The 15,032-nt window shown below is 71.2% G+C and carries 13 protein-coding genes; 8 read left to right on the top strand and 5 right to left on the bottom strand.

Translation table 11 applies throughout. From position 1 onward, the window contains the following. Positions 1-100 precede the first annotated feature (100 nt). The 6 genes from M1E25_RS15810 (at position 101) to M1E25_RS15785 (ending at position 5,969) form a co-directional block, all read left to right on the top strand. Entirely contained in the window at positions 101-877 is a 777-nt protein-coding gene (locus M1E25_RS15810; protein ID WP_251415849.1) for an amino acid ABC transporter ATP-binding protein, read from the top strand. A gap of 48 nt (positions 878-925) precedes the next feature. Further along, positions 926-1,843: a glutamate ABC transporter substrate-binding protein gene (locus M1E25_RS15805; protein ID WP_251415846.1), complete on the top strand. Its 918-nt coding sequence runs from the start codon at positions 926-928 to the stop codon at positions 1,841-1,843. Positions 1,844-1,941: 98 nt separating this feature from the next. Continuing rightward, positions 1,942-2,589 (top strand): amino acid ABC transporter permease, encoded by a 648-nt coding sequence (locus tag M1E25_RS15800; RefSeq protein WP_251415844.1) that lies wholly within the window; start codon positions 1,942-1,944, stop codon positions 2,587-2,589. Then, the gene (locus M1E25_RS15795; protein ID WP_251415842.1) at positions 2,586-3,491 is read left to right on the top strand and encodes an amino acid ABC transporter permease; all 906 of its coding nucleotides are present in this window, start codon (positions 2,586-2,588) and stop codon (positions 3,489-3,491) included. The genes M1E25_RS15800 and M1E25_RS15795 overlap by 4 nt, the downstream gene beginning before the upstream one ends. Before the next feature lie 272 nt (positions 3,492-3,763). Continuing rightward, positions 3,764-5,431 (top strand): FAD-dependent monooxygenase, encoded by a 1,668-nt coding sequence (locus tag M1E25_RS15790; RefSeq protein ID WP_251415840.1) that lies wholly within the window; start codon positions 3,764-3,766, stop codon positions 5,429-5,431. A gap of 103 nt (positions 5,432-5,534) precedes the next feature. After that, the gene (locus M1E25_RS15785) at positions 5,535-5,969 is read left to right on the top strand and encodes a rhodanese-like domain-containing protein (protein WP_251415838.1); all 435 of its coding nucleotides are present in this window, start codon (positions 5,535-5,537) and stop codon (positions 5,967-5,969) included. Positions 5,970-6,116: 147 nt separating this feature from the next. On the opposite strand, the gene recX is transcribed toward M1E25_RS15785, so the two are convergent. From recX to M1E25_RS15760, 5 genes are all read right to left on the bottom strand, one after another. Continuing rightward, positions 6,117-6,755, bottom strand: a complete 639-nt coding sequence (gene recX, locus M1E25_RS15780) for a recombination regulator RecX (RefSeq protein WP_251415836.1) — start codon at positions 6,753-6,755, stop codon at positions 6,117-6,119. Positions 6,756-6,758: 3 nt separating this feature from the next. After that, positions 6,759-7,874, bottom strand: coding sequence for a recombinase RecA (gene recA / locus M1E25_RS15775; protein WP_251415834.1), 1,116 nt, complete (start codon positions 7,872-7,874; stop codon positions 6,759-6,761). Between the two features lie 184 nt (positions 7,875-8,058). Further along, on the bottom strand, positions 8,059-8,253 hold the full coding sequence (locus M1E25_RS15770) for a DUF3046 domain-containing protein (RefSeq protein ID WP_251415831.1): 195 nt from the start codon (positions 8,251-8,253) through the stop codon (positions 8,059-8,061). 44 nt (positions 8,254-8,297) lie between these two features. Beyond that, positions 8,298-8,606 (bottom strand): AzlD domain-containing protein, encoded by a 309-nt coding sequence (locus M1E25_RS15765; protein WP_251415829.1) that lies wholly within the window; start codon positions 8,604-8,606, stop codon positions 8,298-8,300. Further along, complete coding sequence (locus tag M1E25_RS15760; protein ID WP_251415828.1) at positions 8,603-9,382, bottom strand: AzlC family ABC transporter permease; 780 nt, start codon at positions 9,380-9,382, stop codon at positions 8,603-8,605. The genes M1E25_RS15765 and M1E25_RS15760 overlap by 4 nt, the downstream gene beginning before the upstream one ends. A 143-nt stretch (positions 9,383-9,525) precedes the next feature. Here M1E25_RS15760 and M1E25_RS15755 point away from each other — a divergent pair, with 143 nt between their 5' ends. Continuing rightward, positions 9,526-14,220, top strand: coding sequence for an ATP-dependent helicase (locus M1E25_RS15755; protein WP_251415826.1), 4,695 nt, complete (start codon positions 9,526-9,528; stop codon positions 14,218-14,220). Between the two features lie 4 nt (positions 14,221-14,224). Next, positions 14,225-15,022: an Fpg/Nei family DNA glycosylase gene (locus tag M1E25_RS15750; RefSeq protein ID WP_251415824.1), complete on the top strand. Its 798-nt coding sequence runs from the start codon at positions 14,225-14,227 to the stop codon at positions 15,020-15,022. Positions 15,023-15,032: the final 10 nt, after the last annotated feature.

Below are 15,032 nucleotides of genomic sequence, written 5' to 3'. Positions count from 1 at the left end.
TGTCCGGATCGTTATGCTCAATTTCCGCTCAGATGTAATGACGCTGGTCGCAAGCCCTCACTAAGGTCCTTCCAACCGAGGAGGACGGAGCAAGAGCCCGATGACCGAAGTACCGCTGACCAAGGACACCGCGCCCACCGCGGACGCACTGGTCGTGCTGGACAACGTCAACAAGCACTTCGGCGCGCTGCATGTGCTCCAGGACATCGACCTGACCGTCGCGCGTGGCGAGGTCGTCGTTGTCATCGGACCCTCCGGGTCCGGTAAGTCGACGCTGTGCCGCACGATCAACCGGCTGGAGACCGTCGACTCCGGCTCCGTCGCCATCGACGGCAAGCCGCTGCCCGAGGAAGGCAGGGAGCTGGCACGGCTGCGCGCCGATGTCGGCATGGTGTTCCAGTCGTTCAACCTCTTCGCGCACAAGACGGTGCTGGAGAACGTGACACTGGGCCAGATCAAGGTCCGGCGCACCGACAAGAAGGCGGCCGAGGAGAAGGCCCGGAAGCTGCTGGACCGGGTGGGCGTCGGCGCTCAGGCGGACAAGTACCCCGCACAGCTCTCCGGTGGTCAGCAGCAGCGGGTGGCGATCGCCAGGGCCCTGGCGATGGACCCGAAGGTGATGCTCTTCGACGAGCCGACCTCGGCACTCGACCCGGAGATGATCAACGAGGTGCTGGAGGTCATGCAGCAGCTCGCCCGGGACGGAATGACGATGGTCGTCGTCACCCACGAGATGGGATTCGCCCGCTCCGCCGCGAACCGCGTGGTCTTCATGGCCGACGGCCGGATCGTCGAGGAAGCCGAGCCGGAGCAGTTCTTCAGCAACCCGCGCAGCGATCGCGCGAAGGACTTCCTCTCGAAGATCCTTCACCACTGACCGACGCCCCACGCCTTGTCAACGCCTGACGACGTAAGGAAATTCACGATGAAGCTCCGCAAGACGGCCGCCGTTGCCGTTGCCGTGCTCGCGCTGACCGCCACCGCGTGCGGCGGCAAGGAAGGTCCGGCGGGCGACGCCGGCAAGATGAAGCCCGAGGGCAAGAACGCCCCGAAGCTCCCGGAGTACGAGGTCGCCAAGGACGTCAAACTCGACTCGCCCGTGCTGAAGAAGGCGCAGAAGCGCGGCAAGATCGTCATCGGCGCCAAGGCCGACCAGCCGTACCTCGGCTTCGAGGACCAGTCGACCAAGGAACGTTCCGGCTTCGACATCGAGATCGCCAAGATGGTCGCCGCCGACCTCGGCTTCTCGAAGGACCAGATCGTCTGGAAGACCGTCGACTCCGGCGCCCGTGAGACCGCCGTCTCCAAGGGCGACGTCGACCTCATGATCGGCACGTACACGATCAACGACGAGCGCAAGAAGCAGGTCGGCTTCGCCGGCCCGTACTACCACGCCGGCGCCTCGCTGCTGGTCCGCAAGGACGAGAAGTCCATCACCGGCCCGGACTCGGTCAAGGGCAAGAAGGTCTGCTCGATCGTCGGCTCCACGCCGCTGCAGACCATCAAGCAGCCGAAGTACGGCGCGAAGGTCACCGAGCTCGCCAAGTACTCCGACTGCGTTCAGCAGCTGCTGCAGAAGCAGGTCGACGCCGTCACCACCGACGACGCGATCCTCAAGGGCTACGCCGCCCAGAACCCGAAGAACCTGAAGGTCGTCGGCGAGCCGTTCAGCGACGAGCCGTACGGCATCGGCCTGCAGAAGGACGACAAGGTGCTGCGCGACGCCCTGAGCGACGCGCTGGAGGCGCACCAGAAGAACGGCGACTACAAGAAGGCCTACGAGGCCACCCTCGGCCTCTCCGGCTCGGACTACGTCGACCCGCCGGCGCTCGAGCGCTACTGATCCTCCGCTGCTGCCGTGCCCCGTACGCACGTCCGTACGGGGCACGGCCCGCTCACCGGTCCTGACCACCTGCCGACGCCCGCCCCCGCGGAGATCTCATGAACGTTCTGCTCGACAATCTGGCGCTGTTCCGGGAAGGGTTCATCGGCACGGTGGAGCTGACCGCGGCCAGCGCCCTGCTCGCCATGGTGCTGGGCGTGACCATCGCCGGCTGCCGGGTCTCGCCCGTACCACCGCTGCGCATATTCGGCACGGCGTGGGTGACGCTGCTGCGCAACACCCCGCTGACGCTGCTGTTCCTCGTCGCCTTCTTCGTGATCCCCGAGATCCTGTTCCCGGGCATCAACTCGTTCCTGCTCGCGGTGCTGGCCTGTGGTTTCTACACCTCGTCCTTCGTGTGCGAGGCGGTCCGCTCCGGTGTCAACACGGTGCCCCTGGGGCAGGCCGAGGCGGCCCGCTCCCTCGGGATGACCTTCCTGCAGTCCATGCGGATGATCGTGCTCCCGCAGGCGACCCGGACCGTCGTTCCGCCGCTGAGCAGCATCTTCATCGCGCTCACCAAGAACACGGCGGTGGCCGGTGCCTTCGACAACGTCGATCTGTTCAACATCGCGAAGGTGTTGAGCAACGACGGCTACGACATCCTCATGATCTTCTTCTGGATCACCCTCGCCTACCTGGTCATCACGTTCACCATCAGCGGTCTGTTCCGCCTGCTGGAGCGCCGTCTGGAGGTTGCCCGATGAGCGCGAACGTTCTGTACGACGCTCCCGGCCCCAAGGCCCGGGTCCGCAACCGGATCTACTCCGTCGCCGGCACCCTGGTGCTGCTCGCGCTGGTCGGCGCGGTCATCGCACGACTGGCCTCCCAGGGCCAGTTCGCCCCGGCGATGTGGGACATCTTCAACTACGCCGGTATCCGGCAGAACATCCTCGACGGACTGCTGGCCACTCTCGAGGTGTTCGCGCTGGCGTCGGTGTTCTCGCTGGCCTTCGCCGTGCTGCTGGCGGTCGGACGGCTCTCGGAACACCGCGTCGTGAGCGCGGCGGCCACCGGGTTCATCGAGCTGTTCCGGTCCATCCCGCTGCTCATCACCATCTTCGCCCTGTGGGTCGGCATAGCGGACAAGTTGTGGGCGGACGTCCTGCACCTGCCGGGCAGCCTGGCCATCTCCCCGATGTGGGCTCTGATCATCGGCCTGACGATCTACAACGGCTGTGTGCAGGCCGAGGTGCTCCGCGCCGGCATCAACTCGGTGCCCAAGGGGCAGAGCGAGGCCGCATACGCGCTGGGGATGCGCAAGACGCAGGTCATGGCAACGGTCCTGATCCCGCAGGCCGTGCGGTCCATGCTGCCGACGATCATCAGCCAGCTCGTGGTGACCCTGAAGGACACCTCGCTCGGGTACATCATCCTCTTCCCCGAGATGCTGCAGACGGCGCGGCTGATCGCCTCCAACGTCCAGGTGGAAGGCGCCTATCCGTACGTTCCCGTGATCATCGTGATCGGCTCGATCTACCTCGCGCTGTGTCTGGCGCTCTCCTCGCTCGCCACCTGGATCGAGAAGCGTGGACGCCGTACGAAGACGGGAATCGCGGTACACGCGGCCGCCGAGCCCGCCGAGGACCCGACCGTCCTCGAGCAGTGACCGAACGCGCCCGGCCGGGTGGTGCGACACCGCCACCCGGCCGAACGGGGCGCTGAACACACGGAACTGACGCCAAGTGGGGCAGCGGCACCCTGCCGCTGCCCCCGTCGCTTGACGTGGGCACTCCCGGTCTGTTGCATACGGTGTGTGATCGTGCACCGGCCTTCGGAAGCTGTCGTCCAACTCGGGTTCGGACCCGGGCAGGAGCTGGACAACAGGTTCTCATCACCCCTCCGCTCCGCCGTGACCCGACGGGTCCAGGGAGCCGCACCATGGACCCGGTGATCATCGTCGGGGCCGGTCCGGTCGGACTGGCCCTCGCACTGGACCTCTCGCTCCGGCGCATTCCCGTGATCGTTCTCGACACGGGGAACGGCCGCGAGGAACGACGCCTCTCCCGCACCGCGCTGCTGCGTCCGGACACCGCCGGTTTCCTCCAACGGCTCGGCTGCTCGCCCGCACCCCACGAAGCAGTCCACTGGAGCGCATGGCGCACCGTGCGGCGGCGGCAGCTCGTCCACCGCACGGAGTTCGCGGACCCCACAAGCGGGACCTCGGGGATGTCCCCGGCCGCGCCGGACCTCCCCGCGCCGGGCTCCTCGTCCCCGCTGCACCTTCCCCAGCACGTCCTGACCCGGCGGCTGCGCGAGGCCCTCGCCGCACAGCCCCTGGCACAGCTCGTGACGGACAGCCGGGTGGACGGACTCGAGACCGACGCGGACGGGGTCGCCGTCCACACCCGCGGCCCGAACGGGACCTGGTGGCGAGGGAGTTACGTCGTCGGGTGCGACGGCTCGCGCTCGGCCGTCCGCAAGCTGCTGGACGTCCGCTTCCCGGGCCGTACCGCCGTGGAGCGCCATGCGGTGGCGGCGGTACGGGTGGACCTTCCGTGGCCGGGGGAGGCCGTCCTGCACCGCTCGCCGCCCCGCGGCGGCGAGGTGATGGCGCGCCCGCTGCCCGACGGCGTCTGGCGCCTGGACTGGCTGCTGCCGCCCCGGGGCGAACTCGTCACGCCCGAGGCTCTGGTGACACGCATCCGCGACACCCTCGGCAGCTGGAACGAGCCGGCCGGAGAGGTCCCGCCGTACGAACTGCTCGACACGGGTGTGCACACCATCCATCACCGGCTGGCCCGCCGCTGGCGGGTGGGCCGGGTCTTCCTCGCCGGTGACGCCGCACATCTGCTCGGTGCGCTGGGCACCCAGGGGTTGGACGAGGGACTGCGGGACGCGGCGAATCTGGCCTGGAAGCTGGCCCGTGCCTGGCATCACGGCGATGGTCTCCGGCTCCTCGACAGCTACCAGGCCGAGCGGCGCGGCGCGGTCAGCGCCCGGTTGCGCGCGGCCGACCAGTTCCTTCCGTTGGTACGCGCCCGTGGCGGATGGGCCGCGATCCGACGTGCCCTGCCGGGCGCCTCCCGCGTCCAGGACGCCGCGCTCACGGACGGTCATCTGGGCCGGGGGACGCTCGGTTCCGCTCCCGTCTACGCGCTCTCCCCGCTCGCGCCCCCCGCACCGGCCGGCAGCACCCACGTTACGACCCCTGTGGGAGCGCCGGTTTCCGACGTGGTCGTGACCGCCCCGGACGGCTCGCCGGTGCGGCTGCACGACCGGCTGGGCGGTGACCTCCTGGTGGTGCTGGTGGCTCCCGGCACCGGAGTGTGGGACCGACGGCACTGGCTGACGGCAGGTCTGATGCCGCGCCTGGCGGCCGCCGTGGCGGCACTGCCGATGTCCGCGGAGCTGCTGGTCACCGAGAGCTATCCGGGCGCCGCCGCACACACCGTGCTGCTCGTCCGGCCGGACGGTCATCTGGTCGCGGCCATGGCGGGGGTGCGCCCGGCCGAGCTGTACGCATGCGCCGATGCCGTCCGCGGCGGCACCGAGGCGCTCGAACAGGGCGACGGCATCGAGGACGCCAAGGCACGCTCGCGCCGCTGACCCGGTGCCCCTCCCCCCCACCCCGGGGCACCCGCCCTGCCCCGCTACGGCGGGCACAGGGCGTCGTTCCCGCTCGAGGAGTCGAACAACCACAGGAGTGGCCATGAGCGGCCCCGGACAGGCCGGTGTCCCGAGGAGCATCGACGACATGCTGGCCGAGGCACGCACCGAGCTTCAGCGCGTCGGCCCGCAGGAAGCCGCCGAAACGGCTGCCGCCGGAGGCCTGCTCGTGGACATCCGCTACGCCGCCCTCCGCGACCGCGACGGCCTCGTTCCCGGGGCACTGATCGTGGAGCGCAACGAACTGGAGTGGCGGCTCGACCCGTTGTGCGATCACCGGCTGCCGGAGGCCACCGGCCACGACCTGCCGGTCGTGGTGATCTGCGACGAGGGGTACGCCTCGAGTCTCGCGGCGGTCTCGCTGCGCCGGCTGGGACTCCAGCGGGCCACGGATCTCGACGGCGGATTCCAGGCATGGCGGGCGGCGGGGCTGCCGGTGCACTTGCGTGCATCGGAGGCAAAGGCCGTCACGGACTGAGCGGCCGAACGGGCCGGTGCGCCCTCCGAGCGCCTGCGTCCGAGGGCGGCGGGGACGTCCGCAGGGGGTGATGCAACAGGAAGCCGGACACGAGCCGCGCACTGCCCTCGGCCGATGCGCTGTCCGCCGCCGAGTGCACACGAGCCGTCAGGGGTCGGGGAGTCGGCAGTCCAGGAACTCGGTGTCCTCGCCCTCCTGTTCGAGCGCCTGCCTGACGACGCGCAGGGCCAGCCCCTCGGAGTACCCCTTACGCGCCAGCATTCCGGCGAGCCGGCGGAGCCGCTTGTCGCGGTCGAGACCGCGGGTGCTGCGCAGCTTGCGGTCCACCAGCTCACGGGCTGTCCGCTCCTCCTGGTCGGCGTCCAACTGCCCCAGCGCGTCGTCGATCAGGACGGAGTCGACGCCCTTGGTGCGCAATTCGCGCGCTAGCGCCCGCCGGGCGAGCCCCCGGCCATGGTGCCGGGATTCCACCCACGCGTCGGCAAAGGACGCGTCGTCGATGAGCCCGACGTCCTCGAACCGGGACAGCACCTCCTCGGCGACGTCGTGCGGGATCCCGCGGCGGAGCAGGGCGTCCCCGAGCTGCTTCCTGGTCCGGGGAGTGCCGGTGAGCAGGCGCAGGCAGATCGCCCGCGCCTGCTCGGCCGGGTCCTGCTGCACCGGAGGGGCGTCGCGCCTCTCCGGTCGCGGCAGCCCCCGCCCGGCCCTCGACGACCGGGAGCCACCGCTGTCCGGAACGTTCTCGCCCTCGGTCTCCGGGGGCGTCCAGTCGGTCCGCCGTGTCACTGATCAGCTCTTGGCGACGGGCGCGGCCTTGACCGCCTTGGTGGCCTTGGCAGCCGGCGCGGGCACCGACTTGGCCGGCGCCGCCGCCGGCTCGGCGACCGCCTCGGCAGCGGTCTCCCCGGGCTTCACACCGACGCCCAGCTTCTCCTTGATCTTCTTCTCGATCTCGTCCGCAAGATCGGGGTTGTCCTTGAGGAAGTTCCGCGCGTTCTCCTTGCCCTGGCCGAGTTGGTCACCCTCGTACGTGTACCAGGCTCCCGACTTCCGGATGAAGCCGTGCTCGACGCCCATGTCGATCAGACCGCCCTCACGGCTGATCCCCTGGCCGTAGAGAATGTCGAACTCCGCCTGCTTGAACGGCGGCGCGACCTTGTTCTTGACGACCTTGCAGCGGGTGCGGTTGCCCACCGCATCGGTGCCGTCCTTGAGGGTCTCGATCCGGCGGATGTCGATGCGCACCGAGGCGTAGAACTTCAGCGCCCGGCCACCCGTCGTCGTCTCCGGCGACCCGAACATGACGCCGATCTTCTCGCGGAGCTGGTTGATGAAGATCGCGGTGGTCTTGGACTGGTTCAGCGCGCTGGTGATCTTCCGGAGCGCCTGGCTCATCAGCCGCGCCTGGAGGCCGACGTGCGAGTCGCCCATCTCACCCTCGATCTCGGCCCGGGGCACGAGCGCCGCCACCGAGTCGATCACGATCAGATCGAGTGCTCCCGAGCGGACCAGCATGTCCGTGATCTCGAGCGCCTGCTCGCCCGTGTCGGGCTGGGAGAGGATCAGGTTGTCGGTGTCGACGCCGAGAGCCTTGGCGTACTCGGGGTCGAGTGCGTGCTCGGCGTCGACGAAGGCGACCGTTCCGCCGGCCTTCTGGGCGTTGGCGACCGCGTGCAGGGTCAGTGTCGTCTTACCGGACGACTCCGGTCCGTAGACCTCCACGACACGGCCGCGCGGCAGTCCGCCCACCCCGAGCGCGACGTCGAGTGCCGGCGACCCGGTGGGGATGACCTCGATCGGGTCGTTTGGCCGGTCACCGAGACGCATGACGGCGCCCTTGCCGAATTGCCGTTCAATCTGTGCGAGCGCGGCGTCGAGCGCCTTCTCGCGGTCGGTTCCTGCCATGGGTTCCACCCGGTTTGCTTGAGTCGATCGCTTCACGTCCATGACGCTAGCGCCTGCCACTGACAATGCGCCCGGGCGTCGGCCGGCCTGTGGACAACCGGGCCGGGATCTCCATCAGAATGCTTGTTCGATTTTGGTGTCAAGTCCGCACGCCCACGGGATCCCAGGCGTTTCGCGGATCCCCTCAGCGCCGCTCCTGGGGGATCTCCTGTGCGACGCACACCTTTCGCCACACGTCCTTGGCCTCCCAGCCGGCGGCCAGCGCCTCGTGGACCGTGCGCCCGCCGAGCTCGGACATCACGTGGTCACGCGCGAACGAGTCGGCATACGTCTCACCGAACCAGTCCGCCATCCGCTGCCAGAAATCCGTCAACCGCATGCCCCCAGTATCGCCCGCCGGAGACCGGAGGCGGACCGGCACGATCACCAGCCGAACGCCCTCGCTCCCGCGGTGACGAGCACCGCGGCCCCGACCACGACGAGGAACGGCGCCCGCAGCACGAGCGCCAGCCCGGCTGCCGCGAGGCCCGCCGCCCGGGCGTCCAGCACCAGCGACGTGCCCTCGCCGAACGTCTGCACCGTGGTCAGCGCGGCCAGCAGAGCCACCGGCAGCAGAGCTGCGAGCTGCCGGACCCGCGGCCGTTCGAGCGCGCCCTCCGGCACCGAGAGGCCCAGCAGCTTCACGAAATAGGTGCCGAGGGCCGTCAGCCCGATGGCGATCCAGGTGCTCACGACTCCTCCTCCCTCTCCCCGCCGGACGGCGGGGCGGCCTCCTCGCGGTCCGCCGTACCGACCGTCCGGGGCGCACGTTCCCGCAGGGCCAGGGTCACCGGTACGGCCAGGACCGCCACGAGCACCGGAACCCCGGCCGGCAGCAGCGGCTGCCCCGCGAGGACGAGGAGCACGGCAGTCGCGGCGACCGCACGCTCCGTCCGCGACCGGAGCATCGGCGCCAGCAGGGCCAGGAACACCGCGGGACCCGCCGCGTCGATGCCCCACGCCTCGGGATCCCCGAGTGCCGACGCCCCGAGCACCCCGAGCACCGTCGTCAGGTTCCACAGTGCGTAGATCGTCACGCCCGTGACCGCGAACCCGATGCGCGCCGAACGCCGGTCGGGCTGTGCCAGCGCCACCAAAGACGTCTCGTCGATCACCCCGTGCGCCGCGACCGGGCGCATTCGGCGCGGCAGCCGGAGCACCTGGGCCAGTTGCAGCCCGTAGAAGGCGTTGCGGGTTCCGAGGAAGAACGCGCCGGCCGCTGCCGTGAGCGGATTTCCTCCCGCGGCGAGGGCTCCCACCAGTGCGAACTGGGAGGCACCGGTGAAGACCAGGAGGCTGAGCACGGCCGCCTGTGCGAGGCTGATCCCGCTGCCCGCGGCGGTGATCCCGAAGGCGAAACCGGAGACCCCGACGGCGACCCCGACTCCGAGGGCGTCCCGGACGACACCCGCGTCGGAAACGGCTCTGCCGGAACCGGATGGTGTGCGGAGGAGTGTTCGATCTGGCACCCGGCCACACTACGGGCAGCATCCGGCTCGGCCTCCGCCTGCCCATTTCTCCAGGTGATCGCCCCCGGGCCGCCGGGCCGCCGCATCGCCCGCACCTCAGCGGGGGTCCGGCGGCTGTCAGCGGCCGGGTGCAGGATGGGGGCATGTCGGACCGCCCGGCCTCGGCCCTCGATCTCTTCTCCCGCACGACCCGTTCCTGGTTCACGGGAGCCTTCGACGCGCCCACTGCCGCCCAGGAGGGCGCCTGGCAGGCGATCGGCGAGGGGTCGGACGTCCTGGTCGTGGCCCCCACGGGATCGGGCAAGACGCTGGCCGCCTTCCTTGCCGCCCTCGACCGGCTGGCGAGCTCGCCTCCCCCGGCCGAACCGGGGAAGCGCTGCCGCGTGCTGTACGTCTCGCCCCTCAAGGCCCTCGCGGTCGACGTGGAACGCAACCTGCGCAGCCCGCTCACCGGCATCCGGCACGAGGCCGCACGCCTCGGTCTGCCCGAACCCGAGGTCCGTGTCGGCATCCGGTCCGGTGACACCCCCGCCGCGGAACGCCGGGCGATGGCCGTGCGCCCCCCGGACATCCTCATCACCACCCCCGAGTCGCTGTTCCTGATGCTCACCTCGAACGCCCGGGACGCACTGACCGGCGTCGAGACCGTGATCGTCGACGAGGTGCACGCGGTCGCCGGGACCAAACGCGGCGCGCACCTGGCCCTCTCCCTGGAACGGCTGGACGGGCTGCTGCCCCGCCCGGCCCGCCGGATCGGCCTCTCCGCCACCGTCCGCCCGGTCGACGAAGTGGCCCGCTTCCTGTCGCCGCAGCGCCGGGCGGCCGTCGTACAGCCCCATTCCGGCAAGGAGTTCGATCTCTCCGTCGTGGTCCCCGTGGAGGACCTGGGCGAGCTCGGCGGCTCACCGGCCACCGACACCGACGACGCGGAGAAGCCTTCGATCTGGCCGCATGTGGAGGAACGGATCGCCGACCTCGTCGCGGCCCACCGGTCGACGATCGTCTTCGCCAACTCCCGGCGCCTCGCCGAGCGGCTGTGCAACCGCCTGAACGAGATCGCATACGAGCGGGCCACCGGCGAACCGGCGCCCGAGCACCACGCCCCGGCGGAACTGATGGGCGGCTCGGGGGCGGCCCAGGGAGCACCTCCGGTGCTGGCCAGAGCACACCACGGATCGGTCTCCAAGGAGCAGCGCGCGCTGGTCGAGGAGGACCTCAAGGCAGGGCGGCTGCCCGCGGTGGTCGCCACCTCCAGCCTGGAACTGGGCATCGACATGGGCGCCGTGGACCTCGTCGTCCAGGTCGAGTCGCCGCCCTCGGTCGCCTCCGGCCTGCAACGCGTCGGCCGGGCCGGACACCAGGTCGGGGCGGTCTCCACCGGCGTGGTCTTCCCCAAGTACCGCGGGGACCTGGTGCAGGCCGCGGTGGTCACCGAGCGCATGCGCCAGGGCGCCATCGAGTCGCTACGGGTGCCGTCCAACCCGCTGGACGTACTCGCCCAGCAGATCGTCGCCATGACCGCGATGGACGACTGGGACGCCGACGAACTGCTGGCGACCGTGCGCCGCACCGCCTCGTTCTCCTCGCTGCCGGAGTCAGCTTTCACCGCGGTCCTCGACATGCTCGCCGGCCGCTATCCGTCGGACGCCTTCGCAGAGCTGCGGCCGCGGGTGGTGTGGGACCGGGTGACCGGCACCGTCACCGGCCGGCCCGGCGCCCAGCGGCTGGCGGTCACCTCCGGCGGCACGATCCCCGACCGCGGCCTCTTCGGAGTCTTCCTGGCCGGGGCGGACCCGAAGAAGGGCGGCGGCCGGGTCGGCGAGCTCGACGAGGAGATGGTCTACGAGTCGCGGGTCGGCGACGTCTTCACCCTCGGCACGACGACCTGGCGGATCGAGGACATCACCCGGGACCGGGTACTGGTCTCCCCCGCTCCGGGCGTCCCCGGCCGGCTGCCGTTCTGGAAGGGCGACCAGCTGGGCCGGCCCCTCGAACTGGGCCGCGCGCTCGGGGCGTTCCTGCGTGAAGTGGGCGGCCTCGCCGAGGACGACGCCCGGCTCCGGCTGCTCGCCGCCGGGCTGGACGACTGGGCAGCCGGAAACGTCCTCGCCTACCTCGACGAACAGCGCCGCGCCTGCGGGCACGTACCGGACGACCGGACGATCGTCGTCGAGCGGTTCCGCGACGAGCTGGGCGACTGGCGGGTGGTGGTGCACTCACCGTTCGGTGCGCAGGTGCACGCCCCTTGGGCGCTGGCCCTCGGCGCCCGGCTCTCGGAGCGGTACGGCATGGACGCCCAGGTGATGCACGCCGACGACGGGATCGTGCTGCGACTCCCCGACGCCGACCTCATGGGTCTCGATCTGCTCGACGCCGACATCGACCCCTCCCGGTCCGGCAGCACGTACGACGACCGGCAGTCCCCGGTCGGCGCCGCCGACGTGCTGTTCGACAAGGGCGAGGTCGAACAGCTGGTCACCGACCAGGTCGGCAGTTCCGCCCTCTTCGCCTCACGCTTCCGCGAGTGCGCCGCGCGCGCCCTGCTCCTTCCCCGACGCAGTCCTGGCAAGCGCACCCCGCTGTGGCAGCAACGCCAACGTGCCGCCCAACTCCTCCAGGTGGCATCGGAGTTCGGGTCGTTCCCGATCGTCCTCGAGGCCGTCCGCGAATGCCTCCAGGACGTGTTCGACGTCCCCGGGCTCACCGAGCTGATGGGCGACGTCGAGGCACGCCGGGTGCGACTGGTCGAGGTCACCACCCCGGAACCGTCCCCCTTTGCCCGCTCCCTGTTGTTCGGCTACGTCGCGCAGTACCTGTACGAGGGCGACTCCCCGCTCGCCGAGCGGCGTGCGGCCGCCCTCTCACTGGACTCCCGGCTGTTGTCCGAACTGCTGGGCCAGGCCGAGTTGCGCGAGCTCCTGGACCCCGAGGTGTTGCACGAACTCGAGGCCGAACTCCAGTGGCTCACCGACGACCGGCGGGCCAAGGACCCGGAGGGCGTCGCCGACCTGCTGCGGCTGCTGGGCCCGCTCACCGACGCGGAGCTGGCCGAGCGGGGCGCCGGCCCCGAGTGGGCGCCCGAACTGGCGGCCGCACGGCGGGCGATCCGGGTGCGGATCGGGGGGATCGACCACTGGGCGGCGATCGAGGACGCCGGCCGGTTGCGTGACGCCCTCGGCACAGCGCTGCCGGTGGGCGTCCCCGAAGCGTTCACCGAGCCCGTCAAGGACCCGCTGGGCGATCTGCTCGCCCGCTTCGCCCGCACCCACGGCCCGTTCACCTCGGCCGCGGCGGCGGAGCGCTTCGCCCTCGGTGCGGCGGTCACCGAAGGCGCCCTGCACCGCCTCGCGGCGAACGGGCGTGTGGTCCAGGGCGAGTTCCATCCGGCGGGCACGGGCCAGGAGTGGTGCGACAGCAACGTCCTGCGCCGGCTGCGCCGCCGCTCGCTGGCCGCTCTGCGCCACGAACTGGAGCCGGTGGCGCCCGCAGTCCTCGGATCGTTCCTCCCGCAGTGGCAGCACGTCGGCACCAACAGCCTGCGCGGCATCGACGGCCTGATGCGCGCGATCGAGCAGTTGCAGGGCGCTCCCGTGCCTGCCTCCGCTCTCGAGAAGCTGGTGCTGCCGTCCCGCGTCACCGGATACACCACGGCCATGCTCGACGAACTCACCTCGGCGGGCGAGGTGGTCTGGGCCGGAGCCGGGGCGCTCCCGGGGAAGGACGGTTGGCTTTCCCTGCTGCCGGCCGACACCGCGCCGCTACTGCTGCCGCCCCCGCATCCGCTGGACCCCACTCCCGTGCACCGGGCGGTCATGGAGGCTCTCGAGGGAGGATACGGACTGTTCTTCCGCCAGATCGCCGAGCATGTCCGCCGGGTCGAACCGGACTGCAGCGAGCAGCGGATGGCCGAGGCCGTCTGGGACCTGGCCTGGTCGGGCCGGCTCACCAACGACACCATCGCGCCCCTGCGTTCGTTCCTCGGTTCGGGTCGCACGGCCGGATCGACGGCACACCGGGCGAAGCGTGCGGTGCCCCGCGGCCGGTACGGCTTCGCCGGCGTCCCCGGCCGTCCGACGGCCTCCCGGTCCGGCCCGCCGACCGTGGCCGGGCGCTGGTCGCTGCTGCCGGAACGGGAGAGCGACACGACCCACCGCGCCCACGCGCTGGCCCGCACACTCCTCGACCGGCACGGTGTCGTGACGCGCGGGGCAGTGGCCGCCGAGGGCGTCGAGGGCGGATTCGCTGCCACCTACCGGGTGCTGTCCGCCTTCGAGGAGACGGGGCAGGCCCGCCGGGGCTATGTCGTCGAAGGTCTCGGGGCCGCCCAGTTCGCGATGGACGGTGCGGTCGACCGGCTGCGTGCGGTCGGCACCGCCAGGGACCGCCAGGGACCGGACGGGTACGGGCGGGACCGCGGGGGCCACGGGAGCCACGCGCACGACACCGGTCGCGGTGCCGTCGTCCTGGCTGCCGCCGACCCGGCCAACGCGTACGGTGCCGCCCTGTCCTGGCCCGAGCCCCCGCAGGGCGCGGGGCACAAGCCGGGACGCAAGGCGGGAGCCTTGGTCGTCCTCGTCGACGGCGAACTCTCCCTCTACATGGAACGGGGAGGCAAAACCCTGCTGGCCTGGGGGGCGGCGGAAGCGGAGAACGGGGACGGCCACGACCGCCTCGTGGCCGCGGCCGAGGCACTGACCGCCACTGCGCACGCCGGGCGGTTGGGCACCCTGACCGTGCAGCGCATCAACGGTGGGTCCGCACTGTCGGACCCTGTGGGCCGGGTGCTGGAAACTGCGGGTTTCCACGCGACTCCGCAGGGCCTGCGGTTGAGGGGGTGAGGGCGTGCCGGAGGGCGATACCGTCTGGCGTGCGGCGCGCCGACTGGACCGGGCGCTGGCCGGTCAGGTGCTCGTCCGGTCGGATCTGCGGGTTCCGCGGTTCGCGACCGCGGACCTGTCGGGACGCGAAGTCGTCGGAACCGTGGCCCGGGGGAAGCACCTGCTGACCCGCTTCGAAGGCGGGCTGACTCTGCACTCCCATCTGCGGATGGACGGCGCCTGGCAGCTCTACGCCCTTGGGGAGCGCCGACGGGGCGGCCCGGAGCACCAGATCAGAGCGATCCTGGCGACGGCCGACCGGATCGCGGTGGGGTACCGGCTGCCGGTCCTGGAACTGATCCGCACGCCCGACGAGTCGGACGCCGTCGGTCACCTGGGCCCCGATCTGCTCGGCCCCGACTGGGACCCCGAGGAGGCGCTGCGACGTCTGCTGGCCGATCCGGCACGGCCGGTGGGAGAGGCACTTCTGGACCAGCGGAATCTGGCCGGCATCGGCAACGTCTACAAGTGCGAACTCTGCTTTCTCGGACGCTTCACTCCCTGGCTCCCGATGGGCGAGGTCCCTCGCCCGGAGCGTCTCGTGGCACTGGCGAAGCGGCTGCTCGAGGCGAACAAGGCCCGGGGCATGCGGACGACGACCGGCGAGGACCGGGCCGGGCTGCGTCTGTGGGTGTACGGCAGGACGGCCCGTCCCTGTCCCCGCTGCGGAACCCGGGTCCAGGTGGCCGCCCAGGGGCCGGCCGGCCAGGAGCGGCACACCTTCTGGTGTCCCCGATGCCAGACGGGACCGGCCCCGGGGTGAGAGCCACGGG

The sequence above is a fragment of the Streptomyces meridianus genome (genome assembly GCF_023703325.1).
Classification (GTDB): domain Bacteria; phylum Actinomycetota; class Actinomycetes; order Streptomycetales; family Streptomycetaceae; genus Streptomyces; species Streptomyces meridianus.
Note: the sequence above shows the minus strand (reverse complement) of the source record. Positions and strands in the feature narration are given on the sequence as shown.